The organism is Thermosynechococcus sp. B3, assembly GCF_030323045.1.
Classification (GTDB): domain Bacteria; phylum Cyanobacteriota; class Cyanobacteriia; order Thermosynechococcales; family Thermosynechococcaceae; genus Thermosynechococcus.
This window is the reverse complement of sequence record NZ_CP097584.1, coordinates 2377823-2404365: the sequence shown is the minus strand read 5'-3', so window position 1 is coordinate 2404365 and position 26543 is coordinate 2377823. Positions and strand designations below refer to the sequence as shown.

Sequence of the window (26543 nt, the reverse complement as noted above, 5' to 3'; positions counted from 1 at the left end):
CTAGATCCAACCCAATAGTGTCATGAGGCCGTAGAGAATCCACAGCGTGGCAATGGCGATCGCCCAATAGGGGGCAGCCCAAGATTGCTTTTGCTGTAAATCCAGGGAGTGCCACTCACTCACCTCAACAAAGGGAACTGTCCCACGTCGAAACCAGCCGCGTACCACCAGCGATCGCCCCGCCAAGGTTTTCAGATAGGCTGGCTCAAGGATTGGCCAAATCGGCCCCCAAGCTCGATGGCAGCGCAGGGGAAACAAGCCCTGATCCGTCTCCAGCCACAGGTGCTGTCCTAGACCATTGCGCAAGCCGGTCACTGCCCGTAAATGCCCCTTTAGCTCGGCAACGGGACTATCGAGGGGCAAAAGACGATGGAGAAGCTGACCCAAGGTGTAGGTTTGGGGAGGCCGAGGCGGGTAGTAGGCATTCAGGCGTAAAAAGAGACCTAACCCAAGGCCAATGGGAATGAAGCCCCGTGCCAAGGTTAACCCATCCGCCAACCACCACAGAGGAAAGGCGATCGTCCCCGCCCGCAGTGCAAATTGACCAACGCCCGTGAGGATAATCGTCGTGATGACTCCCGCGATCGCCCCCCAGAAGGGAGCCAGTTGTAGCCAGGCCCGTTGACAGCGAAGGGAGGAAGTCGAGGGCAGGGAAAGCAGGGGTTCCAGTCGCCATTGCCGCGCATCGGTCATCAGGGCTTGCAGGCGTAGTCCAAGGGGACGATGGGAGGAGGTCAAGCGAAACCAATAGCGCAGGGGATGGGCGGTATCCCAGCGGAGCAGCATTGGCCAATCGAGGGGTTGATTGCCCCACAGGGCAGCTTGGGTTGGATTTAGGGGTAGGAGCAGGCGCAAGGATTCTAGGGGGGCACCGATTTCCCCTTGGGCACACACCGTCGTTGCTGTGGCTGCCATGAGGCGCAACCAAGCCATCACAAGGGTATTGGGATTACCGATCAAGGCTGCCCCTTGGCGATCGCTATAGTAGTGCCGCAATTGATTGCTCCAGAAGCAGAGCATCTCTAGTCCGCGGAAGAGAAGATAACTCCCCTGACCCACCATGGCACAGAGGAGATAGAGGGTACCCCTGATGATCCGCCGTTTCCAGTGCTTGCCATAGGGAGGGGCAAAGCGATCGCCCCAACGGCTGCACCAACAGTACAGGTCATAGGGCAGTTGCAATAGCAGTACAAGGGGGGTCACTAGGGTATTCAGCCCCAGCCGTAGTTGGGCAATTTCACTGGCCATTAAAGCCAGCAGTTCCTCGCCAGAGAGCGATCGCAATAGACCTTCGCTGACAATAATGCGGCGCTGCCAGCGTCCATAGCTAAAAATGATCGGTGCTGCCGTCATCAAGCAGCCTATTTGGGGACGGGGTTGCCACCACGACCACGACAAACGCCCCAAGAGCGTCACCGTTTCGGGGCTATACTCCTCAAGTTCGCCAAGACTCAGAGGGCGCAAACCATAGCCAGCTCGCAATCGCCATGACCACAGCCAACTGCCACCACTGAGTAACCCCAATCCCAAGCAACCCACTAAAAACCAAGCTATTACCCCTTCCCAGCCCCGCAGGAGTGTCAGTGGATCATTGGCGTAGTTAAGGAGGCTCGCAATCAAAACCTGTAGCGGTTTTTGGAGTAGCCACGCGATCAGCAGCAGCGTTGCCCCCTGACTCAGCCATAAATAGAGGCGAGGCACCGGTCGCAGTTGCATAGGCGGCCTTGAACTCGGCGCTGAAACACACTCAAGGTAGGAGGAAGTGGGTTCCTCATCCAAATAGCGTTCTAACTCTGGCAGATGTTTTTCTGCCCAAGCCCGAATGGAGGGGAGGGGCGATCGCGCTAGAAGTTGACACAGATCAATGGCCTCTTGCCACTGGCGGGTGTGGGCATAGGCTTTAATCAGGTGCAGATGAGCCTTGAGACCTTCGCGGCGTTGACCGTGGCTGGCAATGACGGCTTTGAAGGCAGCGATCGCCAGTTGATAATCTCCGCGATTAAAGGCCGCTAAACCCGCAATATAGCGAGGATCTAAGCGAAAATCGGATTCTGGATCGGGCATACTTGAGTATTCCCCAGATCACGGTTGCTGGTTACCACCAAGGGCGTGGGCTTTCAAATCCTCTAGGGAGACATACTCAAGGGCACTGACATGGGTTGCTTCCAGAATTACTGGGGGAGCTACGTCAGCCTCTAGGGCCTCCCGCCAACGGGAGGCACACAGACACCAGCGATCGCCCGGTTTCAGCCCCGGAAATTGATAGGCGGGCACTGGCGTCGAAAGATCATTGCCCCGCGAACGGGTAAAGGTGAGAAATTCGGCGGTCATTTGCGCACAGACCACATGGGCACCGACATCTCCTGCCCCCGTCCGACAAAAACCATCGCGATAGAATCCTGTGAGTGGATTTTGACAGCAGCACACCAGGGGTGTTCCCAACACATTCATTGCCGTCATCACCAATGCCCCTAAGTCATCAACCTAAGTCTAGCTATAGCATAGGAGGTTTCCCAATGTTCCTACAGCAAACCAACCAATCCTTCACAAATAAGTTAAACTAAGGGGCAGTGTAGCTACAAAAATGTTTGACCTATGCCTAGCGTTGTTCCCCAAGAGCGGCAACAGGTTACTCGCAAGCACTACCCCAACTACAAAGTCATTGTTCTCAACGATGACGTCAATACGTTTCAGCACGTGGCTGCCTGTTTGATGAAATACATTCCCAATATGACCAGCGATCGCGCGTGGGCATTAACGAATCAAGTTCATTACGAAGGCCAAGCCATTGTTTGGGTGGGACCCCAAGAACAGGCGGAACTGTACCATGAGCAACTTTTGCGGGCGGGGCTGACAATGGCACCCCTTGAACCCGCATAGGCATTGCCCTTTGTAAAGCCTGTTATCACCGCTATTAAAAACTTTGAATCCTGTTACCTTTCTTCATATGTCAGGATAAAAGGTAGTTTCAAAGATTGAGGAACTGCCTATGGCCGTCACTACGCCCAAACGTCCACCGCGCTTAACGCTTCAGGTGTTGGACATTGCCCCTGAGACGACGGCAATTCGCTGCCTAGATTGGGATCGCGATCGCTTTGATATTGAGTTTGCCCTTGAAAATGGCACCACCTACAATTCCTTTCTGATCAAAGGGGAACAGATTGCCCTCGTAGATACGTCCCATGCCAAGTTTGGTGATCGCTACCTCGAGCAACTCTGGCAACTAGTGAACCCCAGTGACTTGAACTATCTCATCGTCAGCCATACCGAACCCGACCACAGTGGCCTCGTCAAGGATGTATTGGCAAAAGCCCCCCATGTAACCGTGGTGGCCTCAAAGGTGGCATTGCAGTTTCTGGGGGATTTGATCCATCAGCCCTTTAGTCAGCGACAGGTGAAAAATGGCGATCGCCTTGACTTGGGGAAAGGGCATATTCTTGAATTTGTCATGGCACCCAATCTCCACTGGCCCGACACCATCCTCACCTATGATCACGGCACACAGACCCTATTTACCTGCGATGTCTTTGGTGCCCACTTCTGCAATGATGATCCTTTTGACAGCGAACCGGAACTACTAGAACCCGATTTCAAGTTTTACTACGATTGTCTGATGGGGCCTAATGCCCGCTCCGTTCTTTCGGCCTTCAAGCGCTTGGAACCCCTGCCCCCCGTGCAATTGGTGGCCACAGGCCATGGCCCACTGCTGCGCTATCATCTCCCGCAATGGCTAGATTCCTACCGCAACTGGAGTCAAGAACAGGCCAAAGCGGCAACGACGGTGGCTATTTTCTACGCCGCCAACTATGGTTATGCCAATGCTCTTGCCGAAGCGATCGAACGGGGGGCAGCCAAAACCGGTGTGGTGGTTGAAAAAATGGATCTGCTCACCGCTGAACCCCAAGATATTCGCGAACTCACCGAGATTGCTGCAGGAATCATTATTGGTACCCCACCCACCACTGCCGTGGCGAAAACGGCACTGAGTACCATTCGCGCTGCCGCCCATGCCAAGCAGGCGATTGGGGTCTTTGAAAGTGGTGTGGCCGATGCTGAACCGGCCTATCCCCTGCTCAACCAGTTTCGGGATGCGGGACTGACGCCTTCATTTCCTGTGATTCGGGTCACAGCAACTCCCACCGATGCCCTCTTTCAAGAGGCGGAAGAAGCGGGTACCGACATGGGTCAATGGCTGTTGCGCGATCGCACGGTCAAGCAGATGAAAGCCTTGGATACTGACCTCGATAAAGCCTTGGGTCGCCTGAGCGGTGGGCTATACATTATCACCGCCCAAAAAGGTGCCATTAACAGTGCCATGTTGGCCTCTTGGGTGGCGCAGGCCAGTACCGAACCTCTTGGGGTTTCCATTGCCGTGGCCAAGGATCGGGCCATTGAGTCCTTCCTACACGTGGGGGATGCCTTTGTCCTCAATGTTCTTGAAGAAGGGAACTACCAGCCCCTGATGCGCCATTTCCTGAAGCGCTTTCCACCGGGCGCCGATCGCTTTGCCCATGTGAAAACCTATCCAGCCAGTAATGGCAGTCCCATTTTGGCTGATGCCCTTGCTTACATGGAATGCACAGTAGTCAGCCGTCTTGATGCCCACGATCACTGGATTGTCTATAGTACTGTTGACAGTGGCCGCGTCTCAAAACCCGATGGCATGACTGCCGTTCACCATCGCAAAGTGGGGAACCATTACTAAACTTGGGCACTCCCTACCCAAAGTGCGCTAGACTAGGTTTGCTGCGGACGTGGCGGAATTGGCAGACGCGCTAGATTTAGGTTCTAGTACCGCAAGGTGTGTGGGTTCAAGTCCCTCCGTCCGCATCCTAGGGATTAGCAATTGAGTACAAAGTTTGCAATTCACTCTTAAGAAAGGGGTGGCAGCAAGCTTCCCCATAGTGCAGATTTAGAAAAATGGACACAACTGGACTCGAACCAGTGACCCCCACGATGTCAACGTGGTGCTCTAACCAACTGAGCTATGCGTCCTCGGAATTACTAATATACCATACATGCGCTTAGGTTTTGAGCAATTTGACCGTCACATTTGTATCCATGCGATCGCTCAAGGAGCGGGTGGCCACCCCCAAAATGACGGGTTCAGTCACCCCCGGTTCAGGATGTTCGATGGTTCGTGCAATCACCGTCAGGCGATCGCTCCCTCGGCCGAGCCGTCCCAAGGAAAATAAATCATTCGCTGCCTGTACCAGCGTTGCCTCAAGGGTACTGCTCTCAATGTCCGGGGGCACTGTGATCACGACTTGCGTTGCTCCGTTGTCATAGACGAGGGTGTATTTGCCAGCACCGGGCACTGGGGAGTGCACAATCGGTACAATACTCAAGGCAAAGAGTCCCACTGTCACAACACCGAGAAACCCCGTAATACCAACAAAGCGAAAGCGCACACCCCAGCGAAAAACAAATGTGAGTGCGGTTAAGCCAGCCATGACAAGGGTGGCAATGCCAGCCCAGCGGCTATAGGTGGCAAAATCGGCGGGGGTCAGCACTACTCTTCCTCCTCATTACTGACAAAACCATTCCCAGGGGCTTGATCCTGCTGCAACGCTGCCCGCAGGGTATGCCATGTCAATGTCGCACACTTAATCCGCACCGGAAACTGAGCCACCCCCTGCATGACATTGAGCTTGCGAAACTCCCGAGGGAACTCAAACTGCCCCTTCATCATCGCTTGGAACTGCTCCACCATTTGTAGGGCACGACTCACCGGTTGCCCCCGCAGGGCATCGGCCATCAAATCCGCTGAGGCCATGGCGATCGCACAGCCTTCCCCCTCAAACTGAATATCCTGAATGATTGTCTCCCCCTGCTCATTGGTGCCTAGGGCAACAGTTAAATCAATTGTGTCGCCACAGGAAGGGTTATGTCCCCGCTGCTGACGATCCACAGGCTGAGTGCGGCCACGGTGGCGAGGTTTCTTGTAGTGCTCTAGGATGACTTGCTGGTAGAGAGTGCGGAGATTATTAAGAGACATTTAGAATACTCTATGCTCAGTGCATTTTCTCAAGGATTTTATAAACTATATTAACGGCTAAGGGCGGTGAGACTTTGCCAAAAAAGCATCAAGGTGGCTGCTGTGCCGACACCAAACATCAGAGAGCGACCAAGGGGAAAGTTGGCAATATAGCAGATGCTGTACAAAAAGCGAGCCGCAACGAAACTGAGGCTGGCGATCGCCACCGTTGAATTATGCACCCCCGCAAAAAGGGTCAGCAACACTGCCGCCGCAAAGGGCATAAAGGTTTCAAAGCTATTTTCGTGTGCCCACACCGCCCGCTGCGCAAAGGGGGGCAGTTTCTCAAAGAGGGCACGGGGAGCCGCCATATCAAAGCCCGCCTGCAAGCGCCCCACCACAACAAAAATGTAGGGGAAATAGATCAGCAGCGTTGCTGTCAGTAAACTGGCGGCTAGTAGCCAAGGGATATTGCTCAACATCACCTAGACTCGCTCCAACACTGGCAGCACACCACTGAGCACCCCATCGCGAGGGGGCAATTCCTCACAGAGAATTTCGCAAGAGTTATTGGGACTTTCAATCAACTTCACCTTATGCAGCGTCGCCCCCAACTGGCGAATCGGCTCCTGCAACAACTGGGCAATGTAAATGGCGATATTCTCTGCCGTCGGCACCACCGTCGCAAAATAGGGAATATCTTTATTCAAAAACGTGTGATCCAAAGGTTCAATCACCTGTTCCTTGAGTACCTCCTCGAGCTTGATCAAATCAACAATCATGCCCGTCCGCGGATGAATCGCCCCCTTGACCGTAATCTCCACGTGGTAGTTGTGGCCATGGCCGTGGGGGCGAGCACACTTGCCATAGATGCGGCAGTTTTCTTCGTAGCTGAGATCCTCAAGGGCTAGACGATGCGCCGCACTAAAGTGAGCACCAACAGAAAGATAGGCTTCCATAGGGTCTCCCGTGTAGTCCGCCCAAAGGCGGGGGTGTTCAAACAGTTGAATGCGCACAAGGGGTAAATGGGGAGAGAGTCGATCCCAAATCACCCGTGCAATATGTTCAGTCGTGGGTAATGTGGCTTGAAACTCTGGCCACACCTCATTGAGATAGGAAAAATTCAGGGGTTCAATGACTTCACGGCGAATGATGTGCTTGACATCCGATAGGTTCAACACCATGCCAAAGTCATCAACAACGCCCCCCATTGAAACAAACAACTCATAGTTATGACCGTGGCCGGGAAAGCGACTATTGGCACCAAACCGAGCCAAATTCTCTGCTTCAGACCATTCTGGCAACCAGTAGCGATGACTGGCGGCAAACTCAGCACGGCGGTGAATAATACAATTCATGTCAAGTTATGAAGATTTGCAACAATTCAGCAATCTCCCCCTATCCTAACGGATTCTGGTTCCCCCAACCATTGGCTTTTTTGGCACATTTCCCTAAAGTCCGCCAAGGATGAAAGGCTTTTGCCGTACTTGGCCAATCAGCCAGCGCAGACTGTGGTTACTGAGAATCGATAAAGGCCCCATGACCATCAGGGATTTCACCTCTGCACGGCTAATTTTAACTAACCCTCCCGGTTGCAGCATCGCCGTCGAGTGAGTGAGTTCCCGTAGGGTGGCATAGGCAAAGAGCAGCGGCAGCACGCAAAAGAGGCGAATCGGAATTGCCGCCTTGGGCACGGATAGCAAGTAGGCTTGAGCTTCATCGAGATCATGCCAAGCAAGGGCAATCAATTCCTTAATGGCGGCATGATTTTGCTCAAGATGTTCAGCACTGAGGATGGAGTGGTGGCTACTGCCTTGGAGCAGCAGAGATTCATTGGGGATATAGATCGAGTTTTCGTGCTCCGCATCCCAAGCAATATCCTTGAGAATGTTCACCGTTTGCAGCGCTTCACCAAAGGCAGCGCAGCGCTTGAGGAGTACTTGGTATTCATCGGCACCAATGCTGGGGGAATGCTCGTACCACAAATCCGTCAGGAGATAGCCAACGGTACCCGCGACGTAATAACAGTACTCCTTATATTCATCGAGGGTTTGAATGCGAATGCCATTGGGATAGAGGTTAATAAATTTTTTCATCCCATGCACCATTTCGCTCACCCAGCGTTGGACGTGCTGTTGGGACGTGAGGGGCAAAGAACGGTAGAGGGCAAAGACGAGTCTCGTATTTTTCACCAGTTGGACATGGGCTGGCTCCCCCTGAACCCCCCGTGCCGTTTCACCATAGCTATTGGCTAGATCGGCACTGTCAAAACACTCCAGCAGGTGATCCAATAGAGCTGTTTTTGCGGGGACACTGGCAACCGGATCATCCTCAACGGTATCGGCAATGCGACAGATGAGATAGGCCACCAGAACCGCCCGACCCAAATTTCCGGGGAGGAAGCGAATACTGAGGGCAAATGTGCGCGAGACTTGGGGGAGTATCTCTTGGCAAAAGCGCTCAGCATCCTTGACGGAAACTGGGTTCTCCAGCACCATTTGAATCATATGGGGGTTCACTCCTACACGCATTGATCGATAGTTGAGTCAATCCTCGACCGTTCCTCAGGCCAACACTCTAGGGCAGTCAATTCACGATTCTCCAAAAGGGTCTCGCGATCGCAACCCAGCAGGGGATGACTTCCACAAACAAGGATTGAGCAAAATCTATAGCTATCATACTCATTTTTGTTTGTCTAGGTGGCCTGTGACAGTTGCCGAGATTGCCTGAGGTAGAATGGTGGATAGCTCACAATTTGCCAGAACAATAACATAGCTTCAACAATTAACAACGGTATCAGATTTGGCGGAAAATGCCTCTCGTCCACCATAGCGGACGCTTGAGTGTGACACTCTTTCCATTGGTCAGTTTCTAAATTGCCCGCGATCGGTCTATCCAAAAGTTAAGACGGTAATGATAAAACAATGACCTCATGCCTCGTCCTTGTGCCCCAAGGGGCAGAATATCAAGCGGTACAACGAGGGCTACAGGCGTCCAAGGGGGTGATTATTCCGATCCGAGCGGGGGCAGCCACAGTGACCACACCGGCATTGATCAGTGCCCTCAGGGAATCGCCTGCCATGGTTCTCATCTTGGGGGTCTGTGGCGGCTTACGTCCTGATGATCGCATCGGTGAAGTGGTGGTTTATGCCACGTGTCAGGATGAAACAGGGCAAACGTATTCTTTAGACCAGACGTTATCGGCGAAATTAGCGCCTGCTTGGCGACGGGTAAAAGGCATCACAACCGCAAGAACCCTTTCTCAGGCTCAGGAAAAACAGAGTCTTGCGGTTCGCTGGGGGGTGGAGGTGGTGGATATGGAAGGGGTGCCACTCCTCAAGGCTTTAGCGGGAATGCCGGTGGTGATGGTGCGGGTGATCAGTGATGGTGGCGATCGCGACCTCCCCGATTTGAGTCAAGCCTTTGATGCTCAAGGCAATTTGCGGCCGGGGCCACTGGCTATTGCAATGCTGCGCAACCCCCGTGGGGCGGCACATTTGATTCAAGGCAGCCTCAAAGCCCTCAAGGTGCTCACAAGAATTGCCCCAGAGATTGTGCAGCAACTCAATGGCTAAGATAGGGGTAGCCAGCTTGGAGAACGCTGTGGCGCAGCTCATTGGTGAAATTTTGGGCGATCGCTATGAACTCCTGCGCGAACTGGGGTCTCATCCGGGGCGACGCACCTATCTGGCGTTGGATCGGCGGCGCTATGAACAGGTGGTGCTGAAGCTGCTGCTTTTTGGTGGCGGCATGACATGGGACGACTTTAAGCTCTTTGAACGGGAAGCGGCTGTGCTGCAAACCTTGGATCATCCGGCCATTCCCCGCTATCTCGACTACTTTGAAATCAATACCCCTGATCTCAAGGGCTTTGCTTTGGTGCAAACCTACATTGAGGCAAAATCCCTCGCCACATGGCAAGCAGAAGGACGAGTGTTTAGTGAAGAGGATTTGCGGCTGTTGGCCGATCGCCTGCTGGATATTTTGATCTATCTCCATGGCCGTCAACCACCGGTGATTCACCGCGATATTAAGCCGACAAATATTCTCTTGGGCGATCGCTCCGGTCATGATCTTGGCAAGGTCTATCTTGTGGACTTTGGGGCGGTACAAACCGCGATCGCAGGCAGCACCCGAACCGTGGTGGGTACCTATGGCTATATGCCCCCGGAACAATTCGGCGGTAAAACCCTACCCGCCAGTGATCTCTACGCCTTGGGCATGACCCTCATCTACTTAGCAACCGGCACTCCCCCCGATGAGCTGCCGCAAAAGGAACTGCGGGTTCAATTTCAACCCTTGGTCTCCTTGAGTCCCCCTTTTATCCGCTGGCTCGAAAAAATGGTCGCGCCCGCCCTTGAGGAGCGATTTGACTCCGCGACTGCGGCTCGCCAAGCCCTAAAGCGACTGGACACATCACCCCACGAGGCCTCACTCATAACAAAAACGCCGCCCTACGGCTCCCGCCTACAGGTGAGAGAAACACCCCAAGGGCTACTGGTGCAAATTCCCCCGGTTGGATTTAATGTCAGTCTCCTCTTCCTGATTCCCTTTGCAGTGGCTTGGAATGGGTTTTTGGTCGTCTGGTACAGTCTAGCGATTAGTTCTGGCTTTTGGCTGATGGCTGTTTTTGCTACTGGTCATCTTGCTGTCGGTTTAGGCCTCATTGGCGGCATTCTTTACATGCTATTGGGATGGCAGGTGCTGATGGTCACCCGTAAGGATCTGCGCTTCTATGAACATATCCTTGGTTTCCGCTGGCGTCGTCCCAAAGTCCTGCCGCTTGAAGTGATTGAACAGATTGAATTTCAGCCCCACAGCACGTACCGCGATCGCGAGGGCGATCGCCAAGAGCTATCGAGCAAACTGGTGATTCGTGCCGGTAGCCAAGCGATCGAACTGACTGAAAATGCCCTTAGCGTGACCTCAAGGGATCTGGAATGGTTGGCCTACACCCTTGGCCGCTATCTGGGGCGACGGGTCACACAGGCTCGTCAGGATGTCCGAAGTGCTTGAGAACATCACCACTGAGGCGGCAGATACGCCAGTCAGGTAGCACAGTCGCACCGATGCGCTCATAGAATTGAATCGCGGGAGTATTCCAGTCCAAGACGCTCCACTCGATACGGCCATAGTCGCGATCGCTGGCTAGCCGGGCTAATGCCTTCAGAAGAGCAGTGCCCACCCCTTGACGCCGATAGGCGGGGAGGACAAACAAATCCTCTAGCCAAAGGCCGGGGCGGGTGAGGAATGTGGAGTAGGTGGTGAAAAACAGGGCATAGCCAATAACGTCTGTGGGGGTATGGGCAAGGAGTACCTCGGCATAGGGGCGATCGCCAAACAAATGCTGCCGCAGCGCTTCCTCTGTGCCCGTTACTGCGTGGCTGAGCTTTTCATAGGCCGCAAGCGCTTGGATCAGTTGGAAGATGATTGGAACATCCGCCGGGGTCGCTGCACGAATCGCAAAGGAGAAAGACACGCTAACCCAAACTAAATTGAGCGCAGCCAACCAGCACTCAGAGCAACGGTAAGCGCCATAAACAACACTGTCAAAGTCCACGTGGCACGGTTTAAGGTCGCTTCTGCACTTTTGGTGCTGGTAAAGAGCTGGGCTTGACCGCCAATACCACCGAGGCCATCCCCCTTGGGACTGTGGAGCAAGACCAATACAATCAGGCCAACTGCTGAAAATGCCCACAGACCAATGGCAATTTTTTCAATCATCCTCAACCTCGCTGGCGATGCGAATCTATACAACTTGACCTCTCCCTCATCTTACCGCAAGCCTAGGAGCCAATGGCACAATACAAGATAGGCGTTTTGAACGTGCCCCATGAACCAGCAAAATCTGCTTCAGCAATTGCTTTTAATTGGTGTCGGCACCACCTCCCTTGTGGCCGAGAAGTTGCGTCAAGTGAGCGACCAATGGGTGAAAGAGGGACGCCTCAATGCCGATCAGGCCAAGGCAATGGTGGATGAAGTCCTTGCCCACCTCAAAGAAGATGCCGCCTCCCTCGATGAAGCGGTGCAACGACAAACGCGCCAGTTTCTAGAGAGCTTGGGGGTGCCACAACAGTCAGAAATTGATGAACTGCGGGGACGCATTGATCGCCTAGAACGGGACGTTAGGGAGTTAAAAAATCGCTCATGGTAAGACAACGGGTGCATCGAGCCTACGGCTGGCTCCTCTGTGGTATTGTCCTAGTAGTGGTATGGTTGGTGGCCGCTCCGATCGCGATCGCCAGTGTGCCGCTGGAAGCGTCAACGGAGGCTGCGGGACTTATGGGGAATCCAAAGGTGGTGACCACTCCTTCAGGTTTGCAATACGAAGATATTGTTGTCGGCTCAGGGGCGCAGCCTCAAGTGGGCGATCGGGTAACGGTGCACTACACAGGAATGCTCACCGATGGCCGCATTTTTGATAGCTCCCGCGATCGCGGTCAGCCCTTCCAATTTCAAATTGGTGTCGGTCAAGTCATCAAAGGCTGGGATGAAGGAGTTGGCTCAATGCACGTCGGGGGGCAGCGGCGGCTGATTATTCCCCCGAACCTAGGCTATGGTGCACGCGGTGCCGGCGGGGTCATTCCCCCTAATGCGACGCTGATTTTTGACGTTGAACTTTTGAGTGTGCAATAGGATTGAACTCGGCAAGGGATGCCCAAGGCCAAGGTACTGTATATCTGCCGCGAGTGTGGTGCCGAGTCTCTGCAATACTTTGGTCGCTGTCCCAACTGTGGTCAGTGGAATACCCTTGATGAGCAGGTGGTTACCCCTGTAGAGACCGCTGCTCGACGCACAACCTCCCGAAAATCGACCGCTCCCCACCCCCTCAGCGCCAAGGCCTTAGGAGAGATTAGCGAACAGACCCAGAGCCGTTCTGCCTCTGGATTTGCTGAGTTGGATCGGGTTTTGGGAGGGGGGATTGTGGTTGGCTCCCTCGTGTTGGTGGCCGGCGAACCGGGAATTGGCAAGTCCACGCTTTTGTTGCAGATGGCAGCCACCTTGGGGCAACAGCAGCGGGTGCTCTATGTCTGTGCAGAGGAATCGGCGCAGCAGGTGAAATTGCGATCGCAACGCTTGGGCATTGCTGCCCCCCCTTCCCTTTATCTCTTGGCCGAGACGGATTTAGAGGTCATCCTGCAGGAACTTACCCATCTGCAACCCCATCTGGCGATTATTGATAGCATCCAAGCGGTGTATCTGCCCCAACTGACGGCTGCCCCCGGCTCGGTGTCTCAGGTCCGTGAGGGCACAGCCGCCTTGATGCGCTTAGCCAAGCGGGAGCAAATGAGTTTATTTATTGTGGGGCATGTCACAAAGGAAGGGGCGATCGCCGGTCCGAAGGTGCTGGAACATTTGGTGGATACCGTGCTCTACTTTGAGGGCGATCGCTTTGCCAGTCACCGCCTCGTACGCGCTGTCAAAAACCGCTTTGGTGCTAGTCAAGAAATTGGCGTTTTTGAAATGGGCGCGCAGGGCTTAGCCGAGGTCACGAATCCCTCCGCGCTGTTTTTGGGCGATCGCGAGCCAACCCCCGGTACCGCCACCATTGTGGCCTGTGAAGGCACCCGTCCGCTTGTGGTTGAGTTGCAAAGTTTGGTCAGCCCCACCAGTTATCCCTCTCCGCGCCGCACGGCCACGGGCATTGAGTACAATCGCTTTTTGCAAATTCTCGCCGTCCTAGAAAAACGCCTAGGGGTGCCCCTCTCGAAGCTAGATGCCTATGTGGCGTCCGCTGGCGGGCTGAATGTGGCGGAACCCGCTGCTGATCTCGGGGTGGCGGTGGCTGTTGTGGCTAGTTTTCGCGATCGCTGGGTACAACCCCAAACCGTGATCATTGGCGAAGTGGGCTTAGGGGGACAGGTGCGAGCGGTTTCCCAGTTAGAATTACGGCTGCGGGAGGCGCTGAAGTTGGGATTTCGCCGTGCCATTATTCCCCAAAGCCAAGCCTGTGCGATCGCGGGGCTAGAAATTTATCCTGTACATCGTGTCACCGATGCCATTGTGGCTGCCCTTGCCCCCATGACCACTGAGGAATCCCCCTGAGGGCTATCCTTGCGAGTCCAATTTATCCCTAAGATGTCTGAGACAAATACCCCATTGGTGCAGCGGCAGTGCAAAGCCAGTTGTGACAAGATACACTTCCGCCATCAACGGACTCAATTGCTGACACAGTTCCCCTAGGCGATCGCGAAAACAGCGGCCACTGGCATAGGCAGGAACAACTCCCCAGCCCACCTCTTCAGCAACAAAAATGAGTTGAGCGGCACACCCTTGCACACTCGCTAGGAATTCAGTAACGGTTGCTTGCCATTGATCTTGAGATTGATCTAGGCAATTGGCCACCCATGTTCCCAAGGAATCCACAAGGGCACAATGATCAGGCGGCAGGTCACGCAGCAGGGCAGCCAGTTCGAGGGGGCACTCCCGCAATTGCCACTCAGCGGGGCGGCGAGCACGGTGCTGTTCAATCCGCTGCAACCATTCTGTATCCTCTGGGGGGGCGATCGCCGTCGCAATATAAATCACCGGTTGTTCGCTTTGGGTAGCAACGGCTTCTGCCCATTCACTCTTGCCACTGCGACTCGGACCGGTCACCAAGACATGATCAGGCATGATTAGGCACTGTTGGTTAACTCAACTGTCGGGGATCAAGACGTTCTCCCAAGCCCTCACCAAGGAGCGACAGACCCACGACCAGCAATGTCATGGCTAGCCCCGGAAAGAGCGTCGTCCACCAGATGCCCACCGACAACCCATCCAAGGCCTGTCGCAGATCCTGCCCCCACTCTGGTACCTGCGGCGGTAACCCTAAGCCCAAGAACCCCAGCCCTGCCAAGGTCAGGATGGCATCGGCAGCATTGAGGGTAAAGAGCACGGGGATACTGGGAAGCACATTCACCAAAAGATACCGCTGCAGAATGCGGGGGGTCGAGGCGCCAAGGGCGCGGGCAGCTTCAATAAAGACCTCATTTTTTAGGCTCACCGTGTGGTTGCGCACAACGCGATAGTACTGGGGAATATAGGCGACACTAAGGGCGATCGCCGCATTGAGCACCCCCTTGCCGACCACAAAGGCCACCGTTACCGCTAGGAGTAGCCCCGGCAACGTGTAAATCGTATCCATGAAAAAGAGCAACCCGCGATCGAGCCAGCCCCCGCGGTAGCCACTCAACAATCCCAAGGGCACCCCCACCACCAAGCTCAAAAGCGTTGCCACCAAGACCACCTGCAAAGCCGCTTGGGCACCAAAAATCGTGCGGGAAAAGACATCATAGCCCAAGCGATTCGTACCAAACCAGTGCTGCGGCGAAGGCGGCGCGTGAATCGGAAAGTCAAGAAATTCTTGGGGATTGGCAATCCAACCGAGGGCTTGGCCAAGGGGAGCAAGAACCGCCAGCAGCAAAAAAGCCCCACAAATGACCGCCCCCACCAGCAATAACCGATCCGAGAGGCTGAATTTCTGCCAACGGGAGTAGAGCATCACCCTATCCCAAGAGAGTGGCAAGTAGAGCCTTCTGGGTATGGAGACGATTTTCCGCCTGCTCCCAAACCCGAGACTGCGGCCCTTCAAGAACACTGGCCGTAATTTCCTCGTCGCGGTGAGCCGGCAGGCAATGGAGAACGATCGCCCGTGGATCCGCAAGGGCTAGCAGTTGATCATTAATTTGGTAGGGCTGAAAAATGGGCTGGCGATCGCCCGCTTCTGCTTCCTGTCCCATACTCGCCCAGACATCCGTGTAAAGCGCATGGGCACCCTTAGCCGCGGCCTGCGGATCCGTGAGAACGGTCACTTCACTCTTACCGCCACTCAATGCCTTGGCTTGCGTCACAATATCGGGCAAAGGGGCAAACGGCGGTGGCGAAGCCACCCGAATATTCACCCCCAAGAGGGCACAGCCCAGTAGTAAGGAATGCGCCACATTATTGCCATCGCCAATGTAGCAGAGGGTCAGTCCTGCCAATGTGCCAAAGGATTCCCGGAGCGTCAGCAAATCCGCCAAAATCTGACAGGGATGCTCGCGATCGGTGAGGGCATTAATCACGGGTATGCGGGCATAGTCGGCAAAAAGTTGCAGTTCTGCCTGACCATAGGTGCGAATCGCCACCGCATCCAAATAGCGATCCAATACCCGTGCTGTATCGGGCAACGGTTCACCACGCCCCACCTGCATGGATTGGGGATTCAGGTCAATGACTTGGCCGCCCAGTTGGTACATCGCCACCGTAAAGCTGACACGGGTACGGGTCGAAGCCTTCTGAAACAGCAGCCCCAAGACCTTAGGACACTGGGAAGCCACCTTGCCGATTTTCATCTGTGCTGCTAAATCCAGCAGATATTCCGCCTCTGCCCGTGAGAGGTCGGCGATGCTCAGCAAATCACGCCCCCGCAGTGTTTCCATCACAAATCTCCCCACCAAAACTGGTATCCACTCATGGTAGCAACCTCAGAGGTCTTCCAAATGTACAAATACAACCCTTTTCTAAAATATGGGGGGCATTAAGGAACGCCGAACCCGTCCAAAAGTCACCTTCTAAGAGGTCTATCCTTCCGAGGCGCCCAACCGTGGCTCTGTCCCTGCAAGGAGGCGCTGAATATTACTCTGGTGTCGCCAAATCACAAAGGCACCTGCAATCACGCTAAAGCCGACAAAGGGCCACGACTGTGTAAAGAACCAAAACCAGAAGGGCAAGGAGATAGCAGCAGTGATTGAACTCAGGGAGACAATGCGGCTGGCCGCCAAGACCACGAGAAACACCCCAAAGGTGGCCAAAGCCGTGGGGGCATTGAGGGCGAGGAGCACCCCTAAACTAGTGGCAACGGATTTGCCGCCGCGCCAGCCCAACCAAATCGGCTTACTGTGGGCTAGAACCGCAATGAAGGCGATCGCCAGCAGCACAAATTCCAACCAAGTGGTCGGTACTGTACTCCAAGATTGCCCCAGAACCCATCGCGCCAAAAGAACTGCCCCTAGTCCCTTGCCCACATCGACTAAAAACGTCACTAGTCCGGGGCCTTTGCCCACTACCCGCAGCACATTGGTCGCCCCCGTTGAGCCAGAGCCATGCTCACGAATATCAATCCCCCGCAGCGCTTTGGTCAAGAGGTAGCCCGTGGGAATCGAGCCGAGCAGGTAGCTAGCGAGCGCCAGCAGTCCAAGGATGAGTGCAGTGGTCACAGGAGCCTCCCTACTCAAAGAAATCAGAACTACGGCTAGGACGCAACTGGGGTTCAGGGGCAAAGCCCAAGAGCAAGGGATATTGCAGTAGTGAAAGGCTGACTTGGGGTTGGGAATCATCAATAAGAATTAGAGGGATGTAGTCCTCCTGCTCGAGGCGATCGGCACGAAAGGCCAAGGCATCCGCAGATTCAAAGAGCGCCACCCCCTGATCGGGACCAAAATCTTGGCGACTAATGCCCAAGCAATCCTGCAAGCCGCGTCGCCAGTCCCCCAGCCGCTCAGGGGAATCAGCTAAGACCAAAACCCGCAACATATCGCCATAGAAGTCCCGCAGGATTGAAATGATTGCCGAGGCAACAAGGATATTTTGCAACCGACTGGGGAGCGATCGCAGGGCACCCCGTCCCCCAAGATCAAAGAACCAACTTTCTACCCGCTCAGCATGAACTTGCTCAAACGTGCGTCGCAACTGCCAAGGAGGGCCATAGTAGTTGGGGCTACTCCGATATTGCTCTAGCAAACGGCGAATCCGATCCGCTTCCTCCTGAAATCCCTCATCGAGAACTAACTTGGGCGGCGTTGTCGCTGTTGCTGCTGGGGCAGGGGCAGTTTCCACGACAGCGGGCGTCGGGGGCAGCAATTCCATTTCCTCAACGGTGGCCGCCAACTCCTGCATGCTCTTGACGAGAAATTCCTTGAACCCCTGCACTCGAATCGCGAGTTCTTGGGAGGCACCCACAAAGTTGCGGCGGAGCTCCTGTTCAATGCGTTCCTTGCGCCGTTCTAGTTGCTCAATCGTGAGTTGCAGACTTTGTTGCCGCTCTTCAAGGGACTTGAGGCGATCGTGGACGAGACGATGAAACTCAGCATCAAGGGCTTGAATTTCAGCTTTGAGGGCATCCCGTTGAGCTTTGAGGGCAGTTAGTTCCTCTGGGGTAGGTTCAGAGGCATCAGTCACCGTAGGGTCATCCGTCATTGCGAACCGTGGAAATAAAGGCTGTGCGTGGGCAGCGTTCTTGGAGGCATTGTACTAAAGTTTTGACGTCAGACAGAATCGGCAGAAAGTGGATATTCTTGACCTCCCGAAAATAAAAGAGGACGGGGAAGGCCGGCCAAAAGACCTCCCAGTGCTGCCATTGCTGATAGGGAAAGTGACGAATCTGTTGGCTGCCCCGATAGACATCGAGAGCGGTTGCCGTAAACTCCAAGCGCAGCGTCGCCGCCTGCACAGCCAAAAATATCGCAAAGAGCGAAAGGGGCAAGCCCAGCCACCAGCGCAGCCACCACAGGGGCAGACTTAACAGCAGAACCCCTAGAGGAACAGCAAATGAGGGTTGAAGACGTACTGTGGCCAGTGAGGTTCCTTGCATGGTTTTACTCTACTCCTGAGGGGTCGTCGGTTCTTCTAATTGTGGCAAATCCTCTGGAGTGGGAGGAGTTTCCTGTTCAGTGACCTCAGGTGCAGTGGTCTCTAGAGTCGGTTGCTCCAAAGGTGGGGACGGCTTGGATGGAACTCGCGGGCTAACGAGAACAGAACGAGTCGGGCTTTCTGCTTTCTTAAAGGGATTCAGGCGCTGCCAGAAGGGCTTTTGCGGCGTGGGGGGCGGTGTCTCTTCGGCTGCTTTGACGGTGGGTTCTGGGGTTGGCTCTGGTGCAACGGGCGTTTCCTCTACAGGTTCAACGGTGCGTGTTGGTGCCTCTACTGCCGACGTTGGTGTAGGTTCCTCAGCAACGGGGGTCTGAGCGGCAGATTCTTCAACAACAGCTGTTGGCTCTGGGGTCGGCTCGGAGGGAGCGGCGGATTCCTCAACGACAGGTGTTGGCTCTGGGGTCGGTTCAGGGGGGAGGTTGCTGGGGAGATCCGGACTGAGGCTACTTTGAAGATTTTTGGCGGCCAGTTCTCCCCGCAGCAGGCGCGAGAGGACATCCTTGCCATTGGGTTGATAGGTCACGAGGCGGGTAATGGGATTGTAGGGAGAGGGGATGCGCTGACCCTTGCCATCCAGAAGTTCGAGCCGTACCCAGTTATCCCCCGGCTGGAGTCCAGTGAGATAGTAGGCCTGCCAGCGATCGACCGTGAAGGATTGACCATTGATCGTGCAGCGCACCTGCCAGACTTTCTCATTGTTTAATTGTTGATCCAACGGCAGGTTGCTGAGATAAAAATCAAGGAGCACTGGTTCAGCACCATAGGTGTCGCTGGGCTGATTGTAGGTGATCAGGGGAAGACTAGCAGATCGAGTGTCCTCATCTGCGGTATAGAGATGAAAGGCCGTTTGAGCATAGGCAAGGGGATTTTTCAGACTTTCACCCCAAGGGTACACAACAAAAGCACGGAGAAGGTGCGTTCCCGGCTCAAGGTTCGTAAATTCAATGGGGGTGTTCAGGTCATAGACACTGCGGCTGGGCAGATCATCGAGCACCACCTCCACATGGGGGCCTAACCCTGTGCGCTGATCTTGAAACAGGCGCAGCCCTTGGACACTTAGCTTGACGGTGACGTTGCGGCTTTGGAGGGTTTGGTTGGCTTCGGGGGTGAGAATTTTCAGCCGAGGTTCATAGCGATCGAACCAATCCTTCATATCCTCAATGGCTACAGGAGCCGCCACCTCTGCTAGCGAGCCACTGGATTTTGCCGCTGCGATGCCCCCCACTGACCACAGGAGAACGATGCTGAGAACGAAAGCGATCGCCCGTTGCCAACAGACCTGCCAACCCTTCATGCCCACCTCAGATGGTTGTAGTACCAAGGACAATTTTCGCAGATGGGCTACCCATTTCAGCAAGCCAGATCTAGGGAGCACGATCGCCGCTGTAGAGGACATGGCCACTGCTAAATTCTCGCAACTCCCCATTGTTCAGGCGTACTTGCAACGTCCCGCGATCGCTAATGCCCACACCGATGCCCTGCCACCTTTGTGCTCCTTGAACAAGAGTCAGCGATCGCCCCCGTAAAAAATCCCGCTGCGCCGTGATCTGCACCCCTTGGGACTGTTGCCAACACCACAAAAGCTCAGCGCGAATCGCCGCTAGCAGTTCCAGATCCGTAGGCACCGCTTCGGGAGAATGAAGCAGCGTGTGGAGGCTAATGGCTTGGGGAAGACCCATTGCGGCAACATCAACACAGCGGTTAAGTCCCACCCCCACCACCAGCCAAGGGGAACGGCGTTCACAGAGAATTCCCGCCAGTTTCTTGCCCTGAACCATCACATCATTCGGCCACTTCAATTGCAGATGGCGTTCCACCGTTGGTCGCAGCCCACTCAACGCCCGCATCACGGCTATCCCTGCTTGGACACTGGGAGCCACGATCGCCGCCGACTGCGGCAGGATAAAGGAGGCCGTCAACACTCCCTTTGGGGACTGCCAAGTGCGGTTGTACTGACCTCGCCCCCGTGTTTGTGCCTGAGTGTAGATGACTTGACCACCATAGAGTTGATCGGCGTGGTGCAATGCCCATGTATTCGTGCTCTCACAGGTTTCTAGCCACACCAACCAAGGAAATTCCATGGCGATCGCTTACTGGTGCACAGAAACAGATGGCTCAATGAGTGCCCGCAACAGTTCTGGTTTCGGATGCGCCCCTACCCGTTCAAAAAACACCCGAAGGGTCTGATCTAGCCACTGCGCCAGTGCGGCATAGCTTGCGGGAAGGGTTGTGATTTTCGCAGCAACAAAATAGCGATCGCCACTGTGGGGAGCTGGCACAAGAATATTGGCCGCTTGGCAGTTATTCAAGGCAATTTCAATTTGACTGCCACCAATCTCCGCTGGGGCGGTTTGCTCAATCATGGTGGCCAGTTCTTCTAGGGTGGCAGCGCAATCGCGATGGTCAAGGAGCCACGCTAAAACATAGGCTAAGGCTGGGGGTTGGGCGATCGCCACCCGTTCGTGACTGAGCAAAGCGCGATAGGTTGCCAGACTATGGAGGGGACGCTTTTCAAAATTGGCCATCACCACAGCACTGGGGGGAAGATGCTCCCGTAGGCCAAGACGCAGTTGATTGGCACTGCCCTGCCGATGAAAGACGCAGAAGATCGTGTTTTTGCAGACGTAGCGCAAGTATTCCGAGAACTTGACCATCCCCAACTGCAAAATGTCAAAGTTGGGCAGCAGGGCTTGTACCGCCCCTTGGACTTTACTAATGGGTAGCCCTTCCTGCCGCAGGAGCTTGCCACACTCCGAATCACGGCGGTACCAATCGAGAATCTGCCGCGTTTTGGCGATCGCCCCCTCGGCATGGCGAGCCAAACTGACACTCAAGTCCGCACACAAACGACGATTATCGGGATCTAAGGGAATGGCGGAGGGTGGGATGCTGGGCGGCGGCGCTTCAATGGGGGGAGCGGGACTGGCGACAGGTGGGCGGGGTTTTACGGTTGGATCAGGGATGTGGACAAAGGCATCACAAATGGCCTGAAAACTCTTGCCAGCCGCATCTTCGTAGGCGCAGCCAATGACTGTTTTGCCGTACTGCCGTAACTTCTTGGCAAGGGAGCCAAAGCCACCATCGCCGGAGACAATCACAAACGTATCAAAGCGGTCATCCTGAAAAATCAAATCCACCACATCAATCGCCAATTGAATATCAGCAGCATTTTTGCGATTTTCGTAGGAAAAACCAAAGACCTGTACAGGCTCAATGCCCAATTGGTGCATTTCCCGGCGCAGTGGCCCAAGGCGAGCATCACTCCAGTTGGCATAGGCACGTTGCAGCAGCACCCGCTCGATGGGGTAGGCTTGGCGAATATGGGCTTGGATGGCAGCGAGGGAGATTTTGGCCACATCTGCGGCTTTGATGTTGTAGCCTTTGATCAGGTTTTCAATGTCGTAGAAAATAGCGGTACGACGCGGGCCATTTCCAGAAGTGCGGGTTTCAAGGTGTTGCAGTCTTTCCTCTAAACGTTGGAGGAGGTCTTCGATCTGGGGGGTTAGGGAATGACGTTGACGATCTTGCACCCAAGTGCCCACCCATGCCCCCGCAGAACTGACCGCCACCACAGGAAGCGGTTCACGGGTAAGGGCGACGGCGAGGGAACCCGCCACAATCGCTCCTAAAGGAGGTATGCACCAGTTCTGCCATGCCATAACTTATTTTACGAATTCTTGGCAAACTCCCTCTCAAACACTAGTTTCTTGCAACAGTGCCATCCCGCGATCGCAAATCGTTTTTGCATAGTCTGTCCAGCGGCCACTGCCCCAGTAGCGAAAACAACTGGTTTGCGATGTCAGCACATAGAGGAGCGCTTCGCGGTAGGCAGGGCTTTGGGTCACTTGCGGGTCAGCCGCCACCAAAGGATCATAGATGCGGTGAAACTCGGCACTCAGGCGTTCCATCGGTTGCAGAACGGTCTCATAGCCCTTGACCCAACTGAGGTGATTCGTCCAAGAGGCACCCGCCATGGAGAAGTGGGGATTGGTTTGTTCAAGGTGGGCGATCGCTGCCGCAACCCTTTCTGGCGTCATCGGGCTATCCCCTAAGGTCTGCCAGAGTAGATGTTGGTGTACCGCCTGACAGCGAGGAAAGCGATCGCTAGTCACTCCCTGAGCCGCCAAGAGGGCAAGGTACTCACTGCCATTGAGACCCACCACCCCCGCCTCTGGATTCGCTTTTATCTCATGCCACACCGGCATAAAATCGCGGGGATATTCATTCATCATCACACCACCGTTTTCACCATCGGCAATTTGACTCACACAGGGGGGACCAAGGGGAGCCTGCCAGTGAGTGGCCAGATGCTTAGCTTCGTGATAAGGCTGCATTTGCGCCACAAGTTTCGTATCCGAGCCTTGGGTTTTAATCAGCACCGTTATTTCCGCCACCTCTCCTTGGGAGTTGCGCGCCACAAGGACATTCGGTACATACTTGGCAGCGTAGGGTAGCGGCGACCCATCCAACTGTTCAACACTGTGCTCCTGTACCAGCAACCAACTGTATCCACAGCGTTTGAGGCAGGTCACCAAGGTAAAGAGCGTATCCGGATGGTTGGGCAAATGCATTTCTGGCAGTGAAAAGCCCTGTACCCGTTGCAGCGCCTCAACCCCAAAGAGGGCCACAAATTGATGCTGCCAAGCGCGAATATGCAACTCAATGTCAGCGATTGGAGTGGAGGGAATCACCGCATGTCCCCAGCAGGTGCCCAGCCATTCCACATAGGGAGCATAGGCATCCACGGTAATCCGCCGTAGGGCGTCCAGCACCTCTTCCTGTCCCATCTGCTCCAGCCCCCAGAGGAGGTTGCCGGAGTAATCGAGCATAATCCGCGGTTGACAGCCCTCAGCCACCAACTGGGGAATCCAGTCCCCCATGCGTCGATAACACCAGAGAAATTGGGTTGCGTTGTGATTGTCCCCCTCGTGGGGATGCATCAGCATATACTGCAAGTGACTGATGAGGCTGCCGCCCTCCCCCGCTGGAATGGTCGGCTGGTGCATATGGAGGGCACAGGCAAAGGCCGCGCGAATAGAGGGGAGCATTTGGGGGGGCAAGGGGGGGCAACGGGGCACTTCACTCAACGCCTGTTCCCAACCACTGAGGACAGGTTCTCCTTGAGGCGGACAGGTTGACCAAGGGAGGGTAGGGCGGGGCATGATTCAAGCTCGAAAAACTTGGGCGGGATCAAGGCGCATCACTTTTTGAATCGCCAATAGGGAAGCACTGACACACATGGCGACGGTGGCACTAAAAACGGCGAGGGCAAGTTGGGGAGTAATGATAATTTGGATGGCACGGGCTTGCATGGTCCACATCCCCAGTCCCCAGCACAGGCCTAAACCGGGCAGATAACCCAGTACGGCCATCCACAGGGCTTGCTCAATAATAATGCGATACAAGTACCCGTCAGAAGCCCCCATTGCTTTGAGGGTGCCATACTCCTGTAGGCGATCGCTCACCGAGGAATAGAGAATCTGACTGACAATCACTATCCCTACAACGATGCCCACCCCTGCTCCTAGCCCCAAAATGAACCCCACACTGGTACTGGCCAACCAATAGCGCCGCGTCATTTCACTCAGGGCGGCACGACTGAGCACTTGATAGTTGGGAAAGGCTGCCCGCAAGCGCTCCTTCACTTTTGCTAGATCCTCTGCCGGGTTGGCTTTTACCATAACATAGGTGATGCGGGTACTGGGGGACACCAACGGCAGAAATTCGGGAACCGGCTCACTGGTATCAAACCGCGGGAAGTTCAAGTAAAGGTTCGCCGTTTCTAACGAGGTAAAGACATAGGGGCTAGAGACAATGGATTTGACACCGCGCGTCCAGCCAGTGACCGTCGCTGGGTAGTTATTCACGCGACCTTGCTCCCCTAGAGCCGTAAGGGAAAGGGCATTGAGGTCAATGCGATCCACGATGACACTGTAGGGTTCCTCTAGCTCCGTCAGGGTTGCACCAGCAACTGTCGTCAAGGGCAGCAAGGTGCCTGTCGGTTCAATACCCACCACCTGCACTGGATCGATCGCCTCTGTCTCTGAACGGCGCCACATACCTGATTGGATCAGGAGTGGTTCTGCGGCTGCAACCCCTGCAACTGCCTGGGCATCGAGGACAACTTGATACTCAATAGGCAACGTTAAGCCAAAATAGCGCAACTCACTGGAGGCAATCCAGAAATCCGCTTGGCTTTTGTTCACCAAGAGAGTGGCCGATCGCCCAAATCCCTCAAGGAGTCCCGTTTGAATGGTGACGAGACTGACGGCAAACGTGATGCCTAGTTGAGCCACGAGAAAGCGACTAAAGTCTTCTAAGAGATTTTTGCGGGCAAGGGAAACCATTTTTCTATCTTAAGTTTGCGATGGGGACATGTCTAGACTGTGCTAGGCAGTTGGGGAAAAAACGGCCACCTTAGGCGGCTAGTAAAAAATCCCTAGTTAAAAACTCTGCTGGTACCTCTTGTTCCTGGGGCAAGTAAATAGCCACTTGAATCTGCATTTGTGAAAGATAACGACACATCAGTGGTCCTATTTCCCTCCAGTCTAGACCCCCCAAGCCACAGCCAAGGGCGGGAACAGCAAGAGATTGAATGCCTTCTGCTTGATAGCTATCCACTAACCATTGCAAACCTCGCTCAATTCCTGTAATGTCAGACGATCGTTTCCAGTGAGTTTTAGTCGGAAAGAGTAAAAACCATTTATTGGCATTCAAGTTGGGTAAGCTCAAAGGTTCATCCGCTAGATCGCTGTCTAGAGAAGCTTCACGTTTATACAAATATGGTTTCCCCATTGTAAGTTGCTTTTTCTTGCAGACATCTTGATAGACGACGTACATATCCGGAAATTGATATTTTGCCCGTGAGGCTAATCCCTTACCCATTACACCGACGGTATTAACACTAATTGTTAAGGTTTGCATTTGGGAGAAGAACATATCTCCATCCACCCAAGATAGATGAGTCGTAATTGCAGCACGTCGTCGGGGTTGGAAAAACATGTGGGGTTCAACTACGACTTCAACAGAACTGAACTGTTGTCGAAGGCGCTCTACCATCTCCTGACTTGCAACATAAACAGAATGAATCTCAGTGGGGGGAACCACTTTTGGAACCAAGCATTCCGCCATAATTTTTCGCTTTGTACCATCTTCAGTTTTCCACCAGTCATTATTGAGAATGCTCCAATAATCGCGATGGATGATTTGTAGTCCAGTTTTAGCATCGCGGATTTCAGTAACGAAGTGGGCTGCATTCCCTAAAGCAATGAAGGTTCCTTTGATATCTAGGATACGGGGTTTAATTCCTAAAATGACAACATTGTTTTTATTGATTTCACTTAATACTTTATAAAGCATGGGATTTCGGGGTTGAAAATAGAGGTTGGCATATTGCCATAGACTCTGACCATTTGGTGCGAGGCGGTGTTGCCGATGCGCAACGATGTCTGCGTTATAGATAGGTGTCGGGGAAAGACCGCGTTCTACGACTTGCTCATGTGCAAGAATTCCGTGTTGGAATATAGAGGAGAGGTTGTTCACATGGGTAATGTAATATAAGCTTTTGATTTTGGGTTCAGGCATTCTTAACCTCTAGAGATTTTTTGAGTTTGTTCTTTGACCCAACTCAAGTAAGCAGGAGAACCGGCAATAATTGGCAGGGCAATGATTTCTGGAACTTCATAACTGTGTAATGCCAGCAGGCGATCGCGCACCTGCTCAAATAAAGTGATGCGAGTTTTAATGAGCAATTGCCATTCTGGATCGCGATGTACGGTTTCTTGCCAGCGGTATATTGATTGAATAGGCAGAATTTGCACACAGGCAGCGAGGTGCTCAGCCACGAGTTGATCGGCCAAGGAGAGTGCCTCAGCTTCTGTGGCCGTGGTAACCATCACCACACAATACTCCATTGCCGCTTCCAAGCCTGCTGTCCTCACGTCACGCTTGATGA

General features: G+C 54.2%; 29 protein-coding genes and 2 tRNA genes. 8 read left to right on the top strand and 23 right to left on the bottom strand.

Features of this window, described 5'->3' with window-relative positions; all coding sequences use genetic code 11:
* Both M0646_RS11890 and M0646_RS11885 read right to left on the bottom strand, forming a co-directional pair.
* Positions 1 to 2064 (bottom strand): zinc metalloprotease HtpX, encoded by a 2064-nt coding sequence (locus M0646_RS11890; RefSeq protein WP_286649684.1) that lies wholly within the window; start codon positions 2062 to 2064, stop codon positions 1 to 3.
* Between the two features lie 18 nt (positions 2065 to 2082).
* Positions 2083 to 2460 (bottom strand): DUF2237 family protein, encoded by a 378-nt coding sequence (locus M0646_RS11885; protein ID WP_206200783.1) that lies wholly within the window; start codon positions 2458 to 2460, stop codon positions 2083 to 2085.
* 135 nt (positions 2461 to 2595) lie between these two features.
* Between M0646_RS11885 and clpS the strand changes: the two genes are divergently transcribed.
* The 3 genes from clpS to M0646_RS11870 all read left to right on the top strand — a co-directional run bounded on the left by clpS (position 2596) and on the right by M0646_RS11870 (position 4830).
* Positions 2596 to 2880: an ATP-dependent Clp protease adapter ClpS gene (gene clpS / locus M0646_RS11880; RefSeq protein WP_149821115.1), complete on the top strand. Its 285-nt coding sequence runs from the start codon at positions 2596 to 2598 to the stop codon at positions 2878 to 2880.
* Positions 2881 to 2989: 109 nt separating this feature from the next.
* A complete protein-coding gene (locus M0646_RS11875; protein WP_286649683.1) occupies positions 2990 to 4705 on the top strand; it encodes a diflavin flavoprotein in 1716 nt (571 codons plus the stop codon).
* Between the two features lie 43 nt (positions 4706 to 4748).
* Positions 4749 to 4830, top strand: a tRNA-Leu gene (locus tag M0646_RS11870).
* A 91-nt stretch (positions 4831 to 4921) separates the two neighbouring features.
* Here M0646_RS11870 and M0646_RS11865 read toward each other — a convergent pair.
* From M0646_RS11865 to M0646_RS11840, 6 genes are all read right to left on the bottom strand, one after another.
* Positions 4922 to 4995: transfer RNA gene (locus tag M0646_RS11865), tRNA-Val, on the bottom strand.
* Between the two features lie 29 nt (positions 4996 to 5024).
* Positions 5025 to 5513: a Ycf51 family protein gene (locus M0646_RS11860; RefSeq protein WP_286649682.1), complete on the bottom strand. Its 489-nt coding sequence runs from the start codon at positions 5511 to 5513 to the stop codon at positions 5025 to 5027.
* Positions 5513 to 5998 carry a Fe-S cluster assembly sulfur transfer protein SufU gene (gene sufU / locus M0646_RS11855; protein WP_286649681.1) on the bottom strand — a complete coding sequence of 162 codons (486 nt, stop codon included), beginning with the start codon at positions 5996 to 5998 and terminating at the stop codon, positions 5513 to 5515. Before sufU ends, M0646_RS11860 begins: the two co-directional genes overlap by 1 nt.
* A gap of 50 nt (positions 5999 to 6048) precedes the next feature.
* Positions 6049 to 6459, bottom strand: coding sequence for an MAPEG family protein (locus M0646_RS11850; protein ID WP_286649680.1), 411 nt, complete (start codon positions 6457 to 6459; stop codon positions 6049 to 6051).
* Positions 6460 to 6462: 3 nt separating this feature from the next.
* A complete protein-coding gene (locus tag M0646_RS11845; protein WP_286625846.1) occupies positions 6463 to 7335 on the bottom strand; it encodes a 6-carboxytetrahydropterin synthase in 873 nt (290 codons plus the stop codon).
* A 93-nt stretch (positions 7336 to 7428) separates the two neighbouring features.
* Complete coding sequence (locus M0646_RS11840; protein WP_286649679.1) at positions 7429 to 8484, bottom strand: phytoene/squalene synthase family protein; 1056 nt, start codon at positions 8482 to 8484, stop codon at positions 7429 to 7431.
* Between the two features lie 417 nt (positions 8485 to 8901).
* Here M0646_RS11840 and M0646_RS11835 point away from each other — a divergent pair, with 417 nt between their 5' ends.
* Positions 8902 to 9552 (top strand): hypothetical protein, encoded by a 651-nt coding sequence (locus M0646_RS11835; protein WP_149821101.1) that lies wholly within the window; start codon positions 8902 to 8904, stop codon positions 9550 to 9552.
* A gap of 28 nt (positions 9553 to 9580) precedes the next feature.
* Complete coding sequence (locus tag M0646_RS11830; protein ID WP_149821099.1) at positions 9581 to 10993, top strand: serine/threonine-protein kinase; 1413 nt, start codon at positions 9581 to 9583, stop codon at positions 10991 to 10993.
* On the opposite strand, the gene M0646_RS11825 is transcribed toward M0646_RS11830, so the two are convergent.
* Positions 10959 to 11456 (bottom strand): GNAT family N-acetyltransferase, encoded by a 498-nt coding sequence (locus M0646_RS11825; protein WP_149821096.1) that lies wholly within the window; start codon positions 11454 to 11456, stop codon positions 10959 to 10961. The two genes, M0646_RS11830 and M0646_RS11825, sit on opposite strands and share 35 nt — an antisense overlap.
* An 11-nt stretch (positions 11457 to 11467) precedes the next feature.
* Positions 11468 to 11701: a preprotein translocase subunit SecG gene (gene secG / locus M0646_RS11820; protein WP_149821094.1), complete on the bottom strand. Its 234-nt coding sequence runs from the start codon at positions 11699 to 11701 to the stop codon at positions 11468 to 11470.
* A 109-nt stretch (positions 11702 to 11810) separates the two neighbouring features.
* Between secG and M0646_RS11815 the strand changes: the two genes are divergently transcribed.
* From M0646_RS11815 to radA, 3 genes are read left to right on the top strand one after another with little or no spacing between them, the layout of a single operon-like run.
* Positions 11811 to 12131: a phasin family protein gene (locus tag M0646_RS11815; protein WP_149821092.1), complete on the top strand. Its 321-nt coding sequence runs from the start codon at positions 11811 to 11813 to the stop codon at positions 12129 to 12131.
* Positions 12125 to 12613, top strand: coding sequence for an FKBP-type peptidyl-prolyl cis-trans isomerase (locus tag M0646_RS11810; RefSeq protein ID WP_286649678.1), 489 nt, complete (start codon positions 12125 to 12127; stop codon positions 12611 to 12613). The genes M0646_RS11815 and M0646_RS11810 overlap by 7 nt, the downstream gene beginning before the upstream one ends.
* An 18-nt stretch (positions 12614 to 12631) precedes the next feature.
* Complete coding sequence (gene radA, locus M0646_RS11805; protein ID WP_286649677.1) at positions 12632 to 14023, top strand: DNA repair protein RadA; 1392 nt, start codon at positions 12632 to 12634, stop codon at positions 14021 to 14023.
* A 3-nt stretch (positions 14024 to 14026) separates the two neighbouring features.
* Here radA and cobU read toward each other — a convergent pair whose 3' ends face one another.
* The 13 genes from cobU to cutA all read right to left on the bottom strand — a co-directional run bounded on the left by cobU (position 14027) and on the right by cutA (position 26529).
* Positions 14027 to 14593 (bottom strand): bifunctional adenosylcobinamide kinase/adenosylcobinamide-phosphate guanylyltransferase, encoded by a 567-nt coding sequence (gene cobU / locus M0646_RS11800; RefSeq protein ID WP_149821086.1) that lies wholly within the window; start codon positions 14591 to 14593, stop codon positions 14027 to 14029.
* Between the two features lie 16 nt (positions 14594 to 14609).
* Positions 14610 to 15461 carry an ABC transporter permease gene (locus M0646_RS11795; protein WP_190278093.1) on the bottom strand — a complete coding sequence of 284 codons (852 nt, stop codon included), beginning with the start codon at positions 15459 to 15461 and terminating at the stop codon, positions 14610 to 14612.
* Between the two features lie 4 nt (positions 15462 to 15465).
* Complete coding sequence (gene argF, locus M0646_RS11790; protein WP_286649676.1) at positions 15466 to 16380, bottom strand: ornithine carbamoyltransferase; 915 nt, start codon at positions 16378 to 16380, stop codon at positions 15466 to 15468.
* Positions 16381 to 16521: 141 nt separating this feature from the next.
* Complete coding sequence (gene plsY / locus M0646_RS11785) at positions 16522 to 17157, bottom strand: glycerol-3-phosphate 1-O-acyltransferase PlsY (RefSeq protein ID WP_286649675.1); 636 nt, start codon at positions 17155 to 17157, stop codon at positions 16522 to 16524.
* A gap of 10 nt (positions 17158 to 17167) precedes the next feature.
* A complete protein-coding gene (locus M0646_RS11780) occupies positions 17168 to 18136 on the bottom strand; it encodes a DUF3086 domain-containing protein (protein WP_149821078.1) in 969 nt (322 codons plus the stop codon).
* Complete coding sequence (locus M0646_RS11775) at positions 18126 to 18530, bottom strand: DUF3119 family protein (protein ID WP_149821076.1); 405 nt, start codon at positions 18528 to 18530, stop codon at positions 18126 to 18128. Before M0646_RS11775 ends, M0646_RS11780 begins: the two co-directional genes overlap by 11 nt.
* A 9-nt stretch (positions 18531 to 18539) precedes the next feature.
* Complete coding sequence (locus M0646_RS11770; RefSeq protein ID WP_286625836.1) at positions 18540 to 19883, bottom strand: hypothetical protein; 1344 nt, start codon at positions 19881 to 19883, stop codon at positions 18540 to 18542.
* Between the two features lie 70 nt (positions 19884 to 19953).
* A complete protein-coding gene (locus M0646_RS11765) occupies positions 19954 to 20670 on the bottom strand; it encodes a biotin--[acetyl-CoA-carboxylase] ligase (RefSeq protein ID WP_286625835.1) in 717 nt (238 codons plus the stop codon).
* Positions 20671 to 20679: 9 nt separating this feature from the next.
* The gene (locus M0646_RS11760; RefSeq protein WP_286625833.1) at positions 20680 to 22206 is read right to left on the bottom strand and encodes an NYN domain-containing protein; all 1527 of its coding nucleotides are present in this window, start codon (positions 22204 to 22206) and stop codon (positions 20680 to 20682) included.
* 75 nt (positions 22207 to 22281) lie between these two features.
* The gene (locus tag M0646_RS11755) at positions 22282 to 23751 is read right to left on the bottom strand and encodes a glycosyl hydrolase family 57 (protein ID WP_286625832.1); all 1470 of its coding nucleotides are present in this window, start codon (positions 23749 to 23751) and stop codon (positions 22282 to 22284) included.
* Between the two features lie 3 nt (positions 23752 to 23754).
* The gene (locus tag M0646_RS11750; protein WP_286649674.1) at positions 23755 to 24936 is read right to left on the bottom strand and encodes an FtsX-like permease family protein; all 1182 of its coding nucleotides are present in this window, start codon (positions 24934 to 24936) and stop codon (positions 23755 to 23757) included.
* 70 nt (positions 24937 to 25006) lie between these two features.
* Positions 25007 to 26173: a DarT ssDNA thymidine ADP-ribosyltransferase family protein gene (locus M0646_RS11745; protein WP_286625830.1), complete on the bottom strand. Its 1167-nt coding sequence runs from the start codon at positions 26171 to 26173 to the stop codon at positions 25007 to 25009.
* Between the two features lie 2 nt (positions 26174 to 26175).
* The gene (gene cutA, locus M0646_RS11740) at positions 26176 to 26529 is read right to left on the bottom strand and encodes a divalent-cation tolerance protein CutA (RefSeq protein WP_286649673.1); all 354 of its coding nucleotides are present in this window, start codon (positions 26527 to 26529) and stop codon (positions 26176 to 26178) included.
* Between the last annotated feature and the right edge of the window lie 14 nt (positions 26530 to 26543).

Bases quoted from the DNA above. Each gene is read 5' to 3' on its own strand.
- cobU (WP_149821086.1), bottom strand. From the start codon at position 14,593: ATGCCTGATCATGTCTTGGTGACCGGTCCGAGTCGCAGTGGCAAGAGT.
- M0646_RS11745 (WP_286625830.1), bottom strand. From the start codon at position 26,173: ATGCCTGAACCCAAAATCAAAAGCTTATATTACATTACCCATGTGAAC.
- M0646_RS11885 (WP_206200783.1), bottom strand. From the start codon at position 2,460: ATGACGGCAATGAATGTGTTGGGAACACCCCTGGTGTGCTGCTGTCAA.
- M0646_RS11780 (WP_149821078.1), bottom strand. From the start codon at position 18,136: ATGACGGATGACCCTACGGTGACTGATGCCTCTGAACCTACCCCAGAG.
- M0646_RS11835 (WP_149821101.1), top strand. From the start codon at position 8,902: ATGACCTCATGCCTCGTCCTTGTGCCCCAAGGGGCAGAATATCAAGCG.
- M0646_RS11795 (WP_190278093.1), bottom strand. From the start codon at position 15,461: ATGCTCTACTCCCGTTGGCAGAAATTCAGCCTCTCGGATCGGTTATTG.
- M0646_RS11815 (WP_149821092.1), top strand. From the start codon at position 11,811: ATGAACCAGCAAAATCTGCTTCAGCAATTGCTTTTAATTGGTGTCGGC.
- M0646_RS11770 (WP_286625836.1), bottom strand. From the start codon at position 19,883: ATGAAGGGTTGGCAGGTCTGTTGGCAACGGGCGATCGCTTTCGTTCTC.
- M0646_RS11765 (WP_286625835.1), bottom strand. From the start codon at position 20,670: ATGGAATTTCCTTGGTTGGTGTGGCTAGAAACCTGTGAGAGCACGAAT.
- clpS (WP_149821115.1), top strand. From the start codon at position 2,596: ATGCCTAGCGTTGTTCCCCAAGAGCGGCAACAGGTTACTCGCAAGCAC.
- sufU (WP_286649681.1), bottom strand. From the start codon at position 5,998: ATGTCTCTTAATAATCTCCGCACTCTCTACCAGCAAGTCATCCTAGAG.
- M0646_RS11750 (WP_286649674.1), bottom strand. From the start codon at position 24,936: ATGGTTTCCCTTGCCCGCAAAAATCTCTTAGAAGACTTTAGTCGCTTT.
- M0646_RS11775 (WP_149821076.1), bottom strand. From the start codon at position 18,530: ATGCAAGGAACCTCACTGGCCACAGTACGTCTTCAACCCTCATTTGCT.
- secG (WP_149821094.1), bottom strand. From the start codon at position 11,701: ATGATTGAAAAAATTGCCATTGGTCTGTGGGCATTTTCAGCAGTTGGC.
- radA (WP_286649677.1), top strand. From the start codon at position 12,632: ATGCCCAAGGCCAAGGTACTGTATATCTGCCGCGAGTGTGGTGCCGAG.
- M0646_RS11890 (WP_286649684.1), bottom strand. From the start codon at position 2,064: ATGCCCGATCCAGAATCCGATTTTCGCTTAGATCCTCGCTATATTGCG.
- M0646_RS11850 (WP_286649680.1), bottom strand. From the start codon at position 6,459: ATGTTGAGCAATATCCCTTGGCTACTAGCCGCCAGTTTACTGACAGCA.
- M0646_RS11875 (WP_286649683.1), top strand. From the start codon at position 2,990: ATGGCCGTCACTACGCCCAAACGTCCACCGCGCTTAACGCTTCAGGTG.
- argF (WP_286649676.1), bottom strand. From the start codon at position 16,380: ATGGAAACACTGCGGGGGCGTGATTTGCTGAGCATCGCCGACCTCTCA.
- M0646_RS11755 (WP_286625832.1), bottom strand. From the start codon at position 23,751: ATGCCCCGCCCTACCCTCCCTTGGTCAACCTGTCCGCCTCAAGGAGAA.
- M0646_RS11810 (WP_286649678.1), top strand. From the start codon at position 12,125: ATGGTAAGACAACGGGTGCATCGAGCCTACGGCTGGCTCCTCTGTGGT.
- M0646_RS11845 (WP_286625846.1), bottom strand. From the start codon at position 7,335: ATGAATTGTATTATTCACCGCCGTGCTGAGTTTGCCGCCAGTCATCGC.
- M0646_RS11840 (WP_286649679.1), bottom strand. From the start codon at position 8,484: ATGATTCAAATGGTGCTGGAGAACCCAGTTTCCGTCAAGGATGCTGAG.